Source organism: Cupriavidus necator (assembly GCF_040578825.1).
Lineage (GTDB): Bacteria > Pseudomonadota > Gammaproteobacteria > Burkholderiales > Burkholderiaceae > Cupriavidus > Cupriavidus necator_E.
In genome coordinates this window covers 86,452-99,235 of record NZ_JBEFLI010000002.1, presented here as the reverse complement: position 1 = coordinate 99,235, position 12,784 = coordinate 86,452, and the positions used below count along the sequence as shown (strand labels likewise).

Genomic DNA, 12,784 nt, shown 5'->3' with positions numbered 1-12,784 from the left:
GCGGCTATTGGGTCGCGTGCTACCATTAACGGATGCAAGCACCCGCCATCTCTGCCACCTCGTTTTCGTCTACCGCTGCCGTGTCGCGCAATCTTCCGCAAACGCTCGTCATTGCCTCCCGGGAGAGCCGTCTGGCCCTGTGGCAGGCTGAACATGTGCGTGCTGCGTTGCAACAATACTATCCCTCGTGCGACGTGTCCATTCTTGGCATGACCACGCGCGGAGACCAGATTCTAGACCGTACGCTGTCAAAAGTCGGCGGCAAGGGTTTGTTTGTCAAAGAACTGGAGTTCGCGATGGACGAAGGCCGGGCGGACCTGGCGGTGCATTCGCTCAAGGATGTGCCGATGGAGCTGCCCCAGGGCTTCGCGCTCACCGCGGTGATGGAACGCGAGGATCCGCGCGATGCGCTGGTGTCCTCCACCTACGCGTCGCTCGACGAGATGCCGGCTGGCACAGTAGTGGGGACTTCCAGCCTGCGCCGCGAAGCCGCGCTGCGCAGCCGCTACCCGCAACTGGTGATCAAGCCGCTGCGCGGCAACCTGGATACCCGGCTGGGCAAGCTGGACCGCGGCGAATATGGCGCCATCATCCTGGCCGCGGCCGGGCTCAAGCGCCTGGGGCTGGGCGAGCGCATCCGCGCGCTGCTCCCGATCGAGGTATCGCTGCCCGCCGCGGGGCAGGGCGCGCTCGGCATCGAGATCAAGGCCGGCCGCCCCGAGCTGGCCGAGTGGCTGGCGCCGCTGAACCACCAGCCGACCGCGCTGGCCGTGAGCGCCGAGCGCGCCGTGGCGCGCATGCTGGGCGGTTCGTGCCAGGTGCCGCTGGGCGCCCATGCCCGCTGGGAGGGCGAGCAGCTGCGGCTCGACGCCTTTGTCGCGTTGCCCGACGGCACGCGCGCCATCCACGCCTCGGCCACCGGCCCGGCTGCAGACCTGGCCGCCGCCGAGGCGCTGGGCCAGGCCTGCTCGCGCGACCTGCTCGCGCAGGGCGCCGAAGCCATTCTCGCGGCGCTAGCCGATCCGGCAGGCCCCGCCGGCTCCCAAGCTCCCGCCTGAGGCCGCCCGATGCCCCGCCCGACCGTCGTTGTGACACGACCCGCCGGGCAGTCCCGGCAACTGACCGAGGCGCTGCAGGCCGCGGGTCTGGACGTACTGAGCTTTCCCTTGCTGACGATCGGCCCCGCCGCCGACGACGCGCCGCTGCGCGCGGCGCTGACGCGGCTGCCTGAATTCGCGCTGGTGGTCTTTGTCAGCCCCAATGCCATTGCCTATGCGCTCGATGCGCTGGCCGCCGTGCAGGGCACGACCGTGGCGCAATGGCCGGCGCAGGTGCCGGTGGCCGTGGTTGGCCCGGCCAGTGTGGCCGCATTGGCCGAACGCGGTATCGCGCCGCCGGGCTTTAGCGTGATCGCGCCGGCCGGCGCCGACACCAACGGTAACGGCGCCGACACTCCGCACGAAGGCGGCCACGAGTCCGACACGCCGCGCTTCGATTCCGAAGCCCTGTGGGCCCAGCTCGATCCCGCCGCGCTGGCGGGCAAGCCGGTGCTGATCATCCGCGGCAACGGCGGGCGCGACTGGCTGGGCGACCGCCTGCGTGAAGCCGGCGCGCAGGTCGAGGCGGTCGAAGCCTACCGCCGCACGCTGCCCGAGCCCACCTCGATGCAATGGCAGGCCGTGCGCGACAGCCTGCGCCCCGGCGCTGCGCCCTCCGCCTGGCTGCTGACCAGCTCCGAAGCGGTGCGCAACCTCGATGCGCTGGCGCGCCAGCACCTGACGCCGGAAGACGTTGCCGCCCTGCGCCAGGTGCAGTGCATCGCACCGCATGCGAGAATCGCCGAACAGGCGCTGGCGCTGGGCTTCAGCCATATCCAGCGCGCCGCGCCGGGCGATGCCGGCCTGCTGGCGGCGTGCATGCAATGGGGCGATGCCCATGCCGGCCCGGCGCCGGCCAGCACGCCAGCGCAGGTCGTGCCGGTGCAAGGCGATGCCGAGGTGCCGCCGCCCGCCATGCCGGTCGCCATCCCGGCGCCCGCAGCAGTCCCCGCAACGTCAACGAAGGTCGAACGCGTGACGCAAGAAACCACGTCCTCCTCCGCTACGCCGCCGCCGATCGCGGCATCCGCTCCTGGTTCAGCTTCTGGTTCGGCCAACGGTGCCGGCGCAGCTCCAAGGCCGGGGCCCGGTGCCGCCCCGCGGCGTTCCGCCGCGCTGTGGGCGCTGGTCGCCGTGCTGGTGGTGGCAACCGCCGGCGGCTTCTGGTGGCTGCAGCAGCGCGTCGACCACCTGACCGACGAACTGGCCCGGCGCCAGCAGAGCAACGATGCGCTGGTGCAGGAGTCGCGCGTACTGACGCGCAATGCGCAGGACACCGTCAAGGAGCTGCAGGCCAAGGTCGGCGCGCTGGAAAGCCAGGTCGGTGAAACGCGCGACAAGCAGGTGGCGCTGGAGCAGGTCTACCAGGACCTGATGCGCAACCGCGATGACTGGGAAATCGCCGAGATCCAGCAGTTGCTGACCAACGCCGGCCAGCAACTGCAGCTCACCGGCAACGTGCAGGTGGCGCTGGCCGCGCTGCAAAGCGCCGACGCCCGCCTGGCACGCACCGACAAGCCGCAATACAACCTGCTGCGCCGCGCGATCGCGCGCGATATCGCGCGCATGAAGGCGGTGCCCGACACCGACCTGACCGGCGCCGCGATCAAGCTGGACGAGGCCATCAACCAGGTCGACGTGCTGCCGCTGCTGTCCAGCGAACGCATGCTGGAACGCAGCGAAGCCAGCGCGCGCAAGGACGCGGCACGTACCAATGGCACCAACGGCGCCAACGGGGCCAGCGCCCCGGCCACCAACGGCAATGGCGGCTGGTTCACGCGGCTGTGGGACTATCTGCGCGAAGAACTGGCGCAGGTGATCCGCATCCGCAAGGTCGACGACGCCGAGGCGCTGCTGCTGTCCGGCGACCAGGGCTGGTTCCTGCGCGAGAACGTCAAGCTGCGCCTGCTCAATGCGCGGCTGGCGCTGCTGTCGCGCAACGAGCCCGTGTTCCGCAACGACCTGGCGGCCGCGCAGGCGATGATCGGCCGCTATTTCGACACCAAGTCGCGCCGCGTGCAGGGCGTGCTGACCTTGCTGAAGCAGGCGCAGGCCGGCGCGGTCACCGTGCAGTTGCCGACCATGGCCGAGAGCCTGGGCGCGCTGCATGCCCTGAAGAAGGAGTAAGCCCATGCGCCTTCTGTTCTGGGTTGCGGTCCTGTTTGGCGGCGCCGTCGGGCTGGCGCTGTTCACGCAGTTCAACCACAGCAATGTGGTGCTGTTCTATCCGCCGTATCGCGTTGAGCTGTCGCTGAATCTTGCGCTCGCGCTGTTGCTGCTGTTGTTCTTCGTGGTGTGGACGGTGATGACCACCATCCGCCATCTGTCCGAGATGCCGCGCCGCGCGGCCGCCTATCGCGAGCGCAGCCGCATGAACAAGGCGCAGGCGGCGCTGCGCGAATCGATCGAGAACCTGTTCGCGGGCCGCTTCGCCCGCGCCGAGCGCTGCGCCCGCGAGGCCCAGTCGTGGGAAGACCAGTCCCAGACCGCGGCGCTGATCGGCGCCCGCGCCGCGCACCGGATGCAGGAAACCGACCGGCGCGATGCCTGGATGGCGCAGGTCACGGACCCGGAGCGCGAGCAGGCGCGGCTGGTGTCGATGGCAGAGCTGCTGGTCGATGCCCGCGACGCCGACGGCGCGCTGGAAACCATCGCCCAGCTGCAGGCGCAGGGCGCGCGCCAGATCCACGTACAGCGCATCGCGCTGCGCGCGCACCAGCACCTGAAGAACTGGTCCGAAGTGCTGCGCCTGGCGCGCTCGCTCGAGAAACGCAACGCGCTGCACCCGGTGCTGGCGCTGCGGCTCAAGCAAATGGCGGTCGAGGCCATGCTGGAAGAGCGCCGCCACGATGCCGACGCGCTGACCGAGTTCTGGCGCTCGCTGTCCGCCGACGAGCGCCGCGCCACCCGCATCGCCGAACCGGCGGCGCGCTACTTTGCCGCGCTGGGCCGCCAGAACGAAGCCCGCCGCATCGTCGAGGACGCGCTCAAGGTCAACTGGGACAGCCGCCTCGTGCTGCGCTACGCCGACTGCGCCGTGCCCGGCCATGCGCTGCCGCAGATCCAGCAGGCCGAGAAATGGCTGGCCGAGCATCCGGCCGACGCCGACCTCTACTACACGCTGGGCGTGCTGTGCCTGGGCGAGAAGCTGTGGGGCAAGGCCCAGTCCAGCTTCGAGCGCGCACTGAAGTACGCGGAGCCCGAGCAGCAACGCCGCCTGCGCGTGCGCACGCACCTGGCGCTGGCGCGGCTGTTCGAGGAGACCGAGCGCTTCGAGGAGGCGCAGCGGCACTATCGCGAGAGCGCGATGCTGGCGGCTTGAGCCGCGGGCAGTTGAAGACGCTGGATCCCGCGCCTGCGCGGGGATGACTTGTTCAACCAGCGGCTTTAAGAATCGGCGCCCCGGTCGTCTGCCTCTCCCATGCCGGCAGCATCCCGCTTGCCGGCTTCCTTCACCACCGCATAACGCGCCAGCGTCTGCCTGCGCGCCGCGTCATGCTGCACCAGCGGCCGCGGGTAGTTGTCGCCCAAACGCACGCCGGCTTGCGCCAGCACGGGTGCAGGCGCGGTCCACGGCGCATGCAGGTACTTATCGGGCAGCGCCGCGAGCTGCGGCAGGTATTTGCGGATAAAACGGCCATCCGGATCGAACTTCTGCGACTGCGTCACCGGGTTGAAGAGGCGAAACCACGGCTGCGCGTCGCAGCCGGTTGAGGCCGCCCACTGCCAGCCGCCGTTGTTGGCGGCGAAGTCGAAGTCATTGAGCTGGTCGGCAAAGTACTGTTCGCCACGGCGCCAGTCGACGCCGAGGTCCTTGGCCAGGAAGCTGGCCGTGACCATGCGCAGCCGGTTGTGCATATAGCCGCTTTGCCGGATCTGCAGCATGGCGGCATCGACCAGCGGATAACCGGTGGCGGCGTCGCACCACGCGCGGAAATAACGCTCGCCGGTGTCGCCGTCCTGCCAGCGGATCGCGTCGTAGGCCGGGTGGAAAGCCGCGCCCGCCGCCACGCGCGGATGGTGGTGCAGGATCATGAAATAGAAGTCGCGCCAGATCAGCTCGGACAGCCATACCGCGGCGCCGGCGCTGTCGGCCCCGCCGCGCAGCACCGCCTCATGCGCGGTGCGCGCCAGCGTGCGGATCGAGATCGTGCCGAAGCGCAGGTGCACCGACAGGTAGCTGGGACCGCGCAGGGCAGGGTAGTCGCGCCGGCGGCCGTAGTCGCCGATGCGCCCGGTGAATTCCTCGAACAGCGCCTGCGCGCCGGAGGCGCCGGTGGGCATGGCGATCTCGGCGAGATTGCTGGTCCGGAAGCCAAGCTGGTCGAGCGTCGGCAAGGGCCGGCGGTACGCGTGCGGCACCGGCGCCAGCGCGTGCAGGTAGGGATCGATCGGATAGGGACGCAGATCGAACGGCTGCACGCTGCGCAGCCACGCATGCTTGTACGGCGTGAACACGGAGAACGGCTTGCGCTGGCCGGTCAGGAGCTCGTCGCGCTCGAACACCGCCTGGTCCTTGAAGCTGAAGAGCGCGCGCGCCTGTGCCGCCAGCGCAAGGCGCACCGCTTCGTCGCGGGCATTGGCCGCGGGCTCGTAATCGTGGTTGGCAAAGACCGCCTGCACGTCCAGTTCGCGCGCCAGCGCCGGGATGGCGTCGTCGGCGCGGTCATGCAGCACGATCAGGCCACCGCCCGCTGCGGTCAGGGTATCGGCCAGCTCCAGCAGCGATGCCCGGATGAACCCCACCCGCCGGTCGGCCCGCAGCCCACGTGCCAGCAGCGGATCGAGGATGTCGCGGTCGAACACAAACACACACCACACCCGGGCACAGTGCCTGAGGGCATAATGCAGCGCCGCGTGGTCGGCGGCGCGCAGGTCGCGCCGGAACCAGACCAGCCCACGCTCGAAGTTCCGGCCGATCCGATAGGGTGGCCTCGCCGAAGCCGGGTTGCCTGCTGCCTGCATGCTCGCCTGTTGTTGGAAAAGAAGAACGGAAACCGGGGACGATCGCGGCGATACCCTAACATAGCGGTACTTGCCATGGCATGCCGTCGGCAGCCGTGCCACCAACCAATCATTACCACCACCGAAGCACATGACACTCGACCGTATCCTTCAATCCCAGGGCTTTGGCACGCGCCGGTACTGCGGCGACCTGATCGCCGCCGGCCTGGTCGAGGTCAACGGCGAGCTATGCGAGGATCCGCGCGCGCAATTCGAGGTGGACGGCCTGCGCCTGACGATCGACGGCGAGGAATGGATCGCCTGCACCAAGGCTTACCTGATGCTGAACAAGCCCGCGGGCTACGAGTGCTCGCAGCGCCCGCGCCATCATGAGAGCGTGTACAACCTGCTGCCGGTGCCGCTGCGCCAGCGCGAGGTCCAGGCGGTGGGCCGGCTTGACCACGACACCACCGGCCTGCTGCTGCTGACCGACGACGGCCAGTTCATCCATGCCCAGACCTCGCCCAAGCGCAAGGTGCCCAAGGTCTACGAAGTGACGACTGCGGAGCCGGTCACGCAGGCGCAGGCCGAGGCGCTGCGCGCAGGCGTTCAGCTGATCGACGAACCCGCTCCGATCGCCGCAGAAGCCTGCGAGATCACCGGCGAACGCAGCCTGCGGCTGACGCTGGTGCAAGGCAAGTACCATCAGGTCAAGCGCATGGTGGTCGCTGCCGGCAACCATGTGGAGGCCCTGCATCGCAGCGCCATCGGCGGCCTGCAGCTCGACCCGACGCTGGCCGAAGGCGAGTGGCGCTGGCTGACGGCGCAGGACCTGGCGGCCCTGACGGATAAAGAATGACCTTCGTGGCTGCGATCACGCAGCGTGGCCGGGCGCTCGTTGCTGCACTGCAGCGCCCGCCAATCTTTTCCGGAAGACCCCCGGCGATTTGATAAAATGCAAGGCATGGCGAAGCCCGAAGCACCCATCAATCTGACCAATCAGTTCCTGATTGCCATGCCTGGCATGGCCGATCCGACCTTTTCGGGTTCCGTCGTCTACATCTGCGAACACAACGAGCGTGGCGCGCTCGGGCTGGTGATCAACCGGCCCATCGATATCGACATGGCCACGCTGTTCGACAAGATCGACCTCAAGCTCGAAATCCAGCCCGTGGCGCACCAGCCGGTCTACTTCGGCGGCCCGGTGCAGACCGAGCGCGGCTTCGTGCTGCACGACCCGGTCGGCGTCTACGTTTCGTCGCTGGCAGTGCCGGGCGGACTGGAAATGACCACCTCCAAGGACGTGCTCGAGGCCGTGGCCAATGGCAGCGGCCCGCACCGTTTCCTGCTGACGCTGGGATATTCCGGCTGGGGTGCCGGCCAGCTCGAGGAAGAGCTCAGCCGCAACGGCTGGCTGACCGTGCAGGCCGATCCCGAGATCATCTTCAGTGTGCCCCCCGAAGGGCGCTTTGCCGCGGCCATCGGCCTGCTGGGCGTCGACGTCAACATGCTGTCGGGCGAGGCCGGGCATGCCTGACGCCGTGGGGCGCGAACTGCCCCGCGACGGCACGGTCCTGGCATTCGACTACGGCGAGAAAAAGATCGGCGTCGCGCTGGGCAATTTCATCACGCGCGAGGCGCGTGCGCTGGGCATCCTCCCCAATATCACCGTCGAAGGCCGCTTCGAGGCCGTGGCCGGGCTGATCCGCGAGTGGAACCCGGTGCAGCTGGTCGTCGGCATGCCGGTCAACCCCGAAGGCGGCGAGCAGCCGTCGATGCGGCTGGCGCGGCGCTTTGGCAACCAGCTCAACGGCCGCTTCAACCTGCCGGTGGAATGGGTGGACGAACGTTATTCATCGCGTGCCGCCTCGATGGCTGGCGCCCGTCGCGGTGAGCTGGACGCCGAGGCGGCCCGCATCATCCTGCAACAGTATTTCGACCAATTCCCGCTATGACGCAGATTTCCGTTCCCGACGCCGAGTCGCTGTACCGCAAGCTGCTGGACCAGGCCCGGGCCCTGATTCCCGATGCCGAGCGTGCGCGCTGGTCGGTGGCCGGCATCCATTCCGGCGGCGCCTGGATTGCCGCGCGGCTCGCCGCCGACCTGAATCTGCCCGAGCATGGCGTGATCAACGTTGCCTTCCATCGCGACGACTACGCCAAAAAAGGCCTGCACAGCCAGGCCCAGCCGACGACGCTGCCGTTTTCGGTCGAGGACCGCAATATCCTGCTGATCGACGATGTGCTGGCCACCGGCCGCACCATCCGCGCCGCCGTCAACGAACTGTTCGACTACGGCCGCCCCGCGCGCGTGGCGCTGGGCGTGCTGGTCGACCGCGGCGGGCGCCAGTTGCCCATCGCCGCCGACCTGACCGCCGCCGAGATGGCGCTGCCGCCTGGCACCACGCTGGTGCTTTCGCGCCAGGGCGAGGGCGCCGCCGCAAGCTTCGCCTTCGCCACCGAACCCACCGCCGGCAACTGAGCCGGCCCGCCCGCCAGATCGATGCCAGATTGCCCGACGCGCACCCGGCGCGCCTGACACCACGCCCTGAGACCAGACCCCCCGTTTTTTGCCCGCGCCCGACCAGCCATGACCAAGACGTTCCGCAACCCGCAGCTCACCAAGAACGGCGAACTGAAGCACCTGTTGTCGATCGAGGGGTTGTCGCGTGACATGATCACGCACATCCTCGACACCGCCAGCCAGTTCGTATCGCTGTCCGATTCCGACCGCGAAGTCAAAAAGGTGCCCCTGCTGCGCGGCAAGAGCGTGTTCAACCTGTTCTTCGAGAACTCCACCCGCACCCGCACCACGTTCGAGATCGCGGCCAAGCGGCTGTCGGCGGACGTGCTCAACCTGAACATCAATGCGTCGTCCACCAGCAAGGGCGAGTCGCTGCTGGACACCATCAACAACCTGTCGGCGATGTCCGCCGACATGTTCGTGGTGCGCCATGCCAGCTCGGGCGCGCCTTACCTGATCGCCGAGCATGTCGCACCGCACGTGCACGTGATCAACGCCGGCGACGGCCGCCATGCGCATCCGACGCAGGGCCTGCTGGACATGTACACGATCCGGCACTTCAAGAAGGACTTCACCAACCTGACGGTAGCGATCGTCGGCGACATCCTGCACTCGCGCGTGGCGCGCTCGGATATCCACGCACTGACCACGCTGGGCGTGCCGGAAGTGCGTGCGATCGGGCCCCGCACGCTGCTGCCGTCGGGCCTGGAGCAGATGGGCGTGCGCGTCTTCCACAACATGGAAGAGGGGCTGAAGGGCGTCGATGTGGTGATCATGCTGCGGCTGCAGAACGAGCGCATGAGCGGCGCGCTGCTGCCATCGGCGCAGGAGTATTTCAAGGCCTACGGCCTGACGCCGGAGCGCCTGGCGCTGGCAAAGCCGGATGCCATCGTGATGCACCCGGGCCCGATGAACCGCGGCGTCGAGATCGACTCCGCCGTGGCCGACGGCCCGCAGTCGGTGATCCTCAACCAGGTGACCTTCGGCATTGCCGTGCGCATGGCCGTGATGGGCATCGTCGCCGGGAACAACGACTGAACATGCCGCACCCGAGCCAGAACACACCGAACACGCCAAGCGACACGACAAGCCAAGCTATGAAGATTCACATCCAGGGCGGCCGCCTGATCGATCCGGCCACCGGCACCGACGCCGCGCAGGACCTCTATCTCGCCGCCGGCAAGATCGTCGGCGTGGGCAGCGCCCCGGCCGACTTCACCGCCAACAAGACCATCGACGCCCGGGGCCTGATCGTGTGCCCGGGCCTGGTCGACCTGTCCGCGCGGCTGCGCGAGCCCGGCTACGAATACAAGGCCACGCTCGAATCCGAAGTCGCCGCGGCCGCCGCCGGCGGTGTCACCAGCCTGGTCTGCCCGCCCGACACCGACCCGGTGCTGGACGAGCCCGGCCTGGTCGAGATGCTCAAGTTCCGCGCCCGCACGCTGAACCAGACCCACGTCTACCCCCTGGGCGCGCTGACGCTGGGCCTGAAGGGCGAGATCCTGACCGAGATGAACCAGCTGACCGAAGCCGGCTGCGTCGGCTTCAGCCAGGCCGAGCAGCCGGTGCGCAACACCCAGGTGCTGCTGCGGGCGTTGCAGTACGCGCAGACCTTTGGTTTCACCGTCTGGCTGCGCCCGGAAGACCCCTTCCTGGGCGGCGGCGTGGCGGCCAGCGGCGCGGTCGCGTCGCGGCTGGGCCTGTCCGGCGTGTCGGTGATCGCCGAGACCGTGCGGCTGCACACCATCTTCGAGCTGATGCGCAGCACCGGCGCGCGCGTGCACCTGTGCCGGCTGTCGTCCGCCGCCGGGCTGGAACTGGTGCGCCAGGCCAAGCGCGAAGGGCTGCCCGTCAGCTGTGACGTCAATATCCACCACGTCTCGCTGACCGACATGGATATCGGCTACTTCAATTCGCAGATGCGCTTCTCGCCGCCGCTGCGCAGCATCCGCGACCGCGACGCCATCGTCGCCGCGCTGGCCGACGGCACCATCGACGCGCTGTGCTCCGACCACACCCCGGTGGACGACGACGAAAAGCTGCTGCCGTTCGCCGAGGCCACCCCCGGCGCCATCGGCCTGGAACTGCTGCTGCCGCTGACGCTGCGCTGGGCCGCCGAGCACAAGGTGCCGCTGGCGCAGGCGCTGGCGCGCATCACTTCCGAGCCCGCGCGCGTGATCGGGCTCAAGGCCGGCACGCTCGCCACCGGCAGCGCCGCCGACATCTGCCTGTTCGACCCGAAGCAGGTGTGGAAGGTCGACCGCCGCTCCATCAAGAGCCAGGGCAAGAACTCGCCATGGCTCGGCTACGAGATGGAAGGCAAGGTCCGCATGACGCTGGTCGGCGGCCAGGTCGTGTACGGCAACCAGGGCAACCACGTCACCGCATGATCTGGCTGCGCAAGACCGCGCTGGGGCTGCACCTGCTGCGCGGGCTGGTCACCTGCGCGTTGCTGTTCCCGTGGCTCGGCGTGCGCGCGCGCGAATGGCATATCCGGCGCTGGTCGCGCCGGCTGCTGCGCATCCTGGGCGTGGAGGTCGAAGTGGTCGACGCCACCGGCGTGGCGTCGCACGGCGCGGCGCGGCAGGGCGCGATGGTGGTCTGCAACCACATCTCGTGGCTGGACATCTACGTGATCCATAGCTGGCAGCCGGTCCGCTTCGTCGCCAAGTCCGAGATCCGTAGCTGGCCCGTGATCGGCTGGCTGTGCGACAAGACCGGCACCCTCTTTATCGAACGCGGCCGCAAGCGCGACGCGCATCGCGTACTGCACGACATCACCGACGTGATGCTGCAGGGCGACCTGGTCGGCGTGTTCCCCGAAGGCACCACCACGGATGGCACCAGCGTGCTGCCGTTCCACGCCAACCTGATGCAGGCGCCGATCTCCGGCGGGCTGCCGGTGCAGCCGCTGGGGCTCAACTACCTCGACGCCGCGACCGGCCAGCCCACGCTCGCGGCCGCCTATATCGGCGACACCACGCTGCTGCAATCGCTCGAGACCATCCTGCGCGCACCGCCGATCAAGGCCCGGCTGGCGATCGGACCGGCGCTGGTACCGGTTTCAGGGGATCGCCGTGAGCTGGCCGGATCGGCCAGGGAAGTCGTGGTGCATCTCAGCCAGGGCGCTGCCGAGCATGCGATGGATACCGCACAGCGCCTGAACGCCGGCACGCCAGCGAGCCCGCAAACCGAGCCCGCCCCGGCGCCGATCGGCTAACCCGGCCGGCTGCCGCTCAGCCGAGCGGATCGCAATATTGCGGGCAATCGACCTGGACCACGGTCCGCTGCGCCGGATCCGCCGCCATCCTGGCTGCGGTCAGCTTGCCGCCCCAGACGCAACCGGTATCCAGCGCCATCAGGTCCGGCCGCATCACCAGGCCCAGCGTCGACCAGTGTCCGCACACCACCGTCACCTCCGCGGTGCGCCGCCCGGGCACATCGAACCAAGGCATAAAGCCGTCCGGCGCCTTGCCCGGTCCCTCCTTGGTCTTGAAGTCCATCACGCCATCGGCCGTGCAGTAGCGCAGCCGGGTCAGGGCGTTCACCACCACACGGTAACGGTCGATACCCCGCAGGCCGTCATGCCAGCGGTCGGACGCGTTGCCGAAGACATCGGCCAGAAAGCCTTGCCAGTTCGGTCCTTGTAGCTGGTCCTCCACTTCGCGCGCGAGGTCGATGACCTGGCTCGCGGTCCATTGAGGCAGGACGCCGGCGTGGATCAGCAGGAAGCCGTTCTCGAACAGCGCCAGCGGGCGATGGCGCAGCCAGGTAAGCAACACATCACAGTCGGGCGCGGCGAGGATGTCGTCAAGGGTGTCGGATTTGCCCTTCTTGCGCACGCCGGCGGCTACGGCGAGCAGGTGGATGTCGTGGTTGCCGAGGACGGTTTCGGCGCGTGTCCCCATTGCATGGATGGTGCGCAGCGTCTGGAGGGAGGCGGGGCCGCGGTTGACGACGTCGCCGACCAGGCGGAGGGGGACGTCAAGGGGTAACCGGGCAAGCAGCGTCTCCAGGGAGGGGGCGCAGCCTTGAAGGTCGCCGAGGGCGTAGGGTGTTGCAAGGGGCACTTGGTAGTCGGGCATCGGCAAGGAGGAATTATTTCGCTTCTATTTGTAGTTTTGTGACCGATATAGCTTGGTTTGGTTACATGAGGCTACAAAAAGAGCGATCACGCACGTAGGATGGGGCATTCCGTCGGATAGAATACCGCCACTTC

General features: G+C 68.5%; 12 protein-coding genes. 10 read left to right on the top strand and 2 right to left on the bottom strand.

Annotation, left to right across the window (positions count from 1 at the left end; all coding sequences use genetic code 11):
• Nucleotides 1-32 precede the first annotated feature (32 nt).
• Genes hemC through AB1I47_RS01805 form a run of 3 tightly spaced genes read left to right on the top strand, consistent with a single transcriptional unit; the run spans nucleotide 33 to nucleotide 4,419 of the window.
• Nucleotides 33-1,058 carry a hydroxymethylbilane synthase gene (hemC, locus tag AB1I47_RS01815; RefSeq protein ID WP_354682071.1) on the top strand — a complete coding sequence of 342 codons (1,026 nt, stop codon included), beginning with the start codon at nucleotides 33-35 and terminating at the stop codon, nucleotides 1,056-1,058.
• A 9-nt stretch (nucleotides 1,059-1,067) separates the two neighbouring features.
• Nucleotides 1,068-3,224: a fused uroporphyrinogen-III synthase HemD/membrane protein HemX gene (gene hemDX / locus AB1I47_RS01810; RefSeq protein WP_354682070.1), complete on the top strand. Its 2,157-nt coding sequence runs from the start codon at nucleotides 1,068-1,070 to the stop codon at nucleotides 3,222-3,224.
• Between the two features lie 4 nt (nucleotides 3,225-3,228).
• A complete protein-coding gene (locus AB1I47_RS01805; RefSeq protein ID WP_354682069.1) occupies nucleotides 3,229-4,419 on the top strand; it encodes a heme biosynthesis protein HemY in 1,191 nt (396 codons plus the stop codon).
• Nucleotides 4,420-4,484: 65 nt separating this feature from the next.
• Here the strand turns inward: AB1I47_RS01805 and AB1I47_RS01800 are convergent, their stop codons facing one another.
• Nucleotides 4,485-6,062, bottom strand: a complete 1,578-nt coding sequence (locus AB1I47_RS01800; protein WP_354682068.1) for a cryptochrome/photolyase family protein — start codon at nucleotides 6,060-6,062, stop codon at nucleotides 4,485-4,487.
• Nucleotides 6,063-6,192: 130 nt separating this feature from the next.
• Here AB1I47_RS01800 and AB1I47_RS01795 point away from each other — a divergent pair, with 130 nt between their 5' ends.
• The 7 genes from AB1I47_RS01795 (at nucleotide 6,193) to AB1I47_RS01765 (ending at nucleotide 11,785) form a co-directional block, all read left to right on the top strand.
• The gene (locus AB1I47_RS01795) at nucleotides 6,193-6,900 is read left to right on the top strand and encodes a 16S rRNA pseudouridine(516) synthase (RefSeq protein ID WP_354682067.1); all 708 of its coding nucleotides are present in this window, start codon (nucleotides 6,193-6,195) and stop codon (nucleotides 6,898-6,900) included.
• Between the two features lie 105 nt (nucleotides 6,901-7,005).
• On the top strand, nucleotides 7,006-7,578 hold the full coding sequence (locus AB1I47_RS01790; protein WP_041681585.1) for a YqgE/AlgH family protein: 573 nt from the start codon (nucleotides 7,006-7,008) through the stop codon (nucleotides 7,576-7,578).
• Nucleotides 7,571-7,996, top strand: coding sequence for a Holliday junction resolvase RuvX (gene ruvX, locus AB1I47_RS01785; protein WP_354682066.1), 426 nt, complete (start codon nucleotides 7,571-7,573; stop codon nucleotides 7,994-7,996). The genes AB1I47_RS01790 and ruvX overlap by 8 nt, the downstream gene beginning before the upstream one ends.
• Complete coding sequence (gene pyrR / locus AB1I47_RS01780) at nucleotides 7,993-8,523, top strand: bifunctional pyr operon transcriptional regulator/uracil phosphoribosyltransferase PyrR (protein WP_354682065.1); 531 nt, start codon at nucleotides 7,993-7,995, stop codon at nucleotides 8,521-8,523. Before ruvX ends, pyrR begins: the two co-directional genes overlap by 4 nt.
• 108 nt (nucleotides 8,524-8,631) lie before the next feature.
• On the top strand, nucleotides 8,632-9,603 hold the full coding sequence (locus AB1I47_RS01775; protein WP_354682064.1) for an aspartate carbamoyltransferase catalytic subunit: 972 nt from the start codon (nucleotides 8,632-8,634) through the stop codon (nucleotides 9,601-9,603).
• Nucleotides 9,604-9,662: 59 nt separating this feature from the next.
• Nucleotides 9,663-10,955, top strand: a complete 1,293-nt coding sequence (locus AB1I47_RS01770) for a dihydroorotase (RefSeq protein ID WP_354682063.1) — start codon at nucleotides 9,663-9,665, stop codon at nucleotides 10,953-10,955.
• A complete protein-coding gene (locus AB1I47_RS01765) occupies nucleotides 10,952-11,785 on the top strand; it encodes a lysophospholipid acyltransferase family protein (protein ID WP_354682062.1) in 834 nt (277 codons plus the stop codon). The genes AB1I47_RS01770 and AB1I47_RS01765 overlap by 4 nt, the downstream gene beginning before the upstream one ends.
• Nucleotides 11,786-11,801: 16 nt before the next feature.
• Here AB1I47_RS01765 and AB1I47_RS01760 read toward each other — a convergent pair whose 3' ends face one another.
• Entirely contained in the window at nucleotides 11,802-12,650 is an 849-nt protein-coding gene (locus AB1I47_RS01760) for a symmetrical bis(5'-nucleosyl)-tetraphosphatase (protein ID WP_354682204.1), read from the bottom strand.
• Between the last annotated feature and the right edge of the window lie 134 nt (nucleotides 12,651-12,784).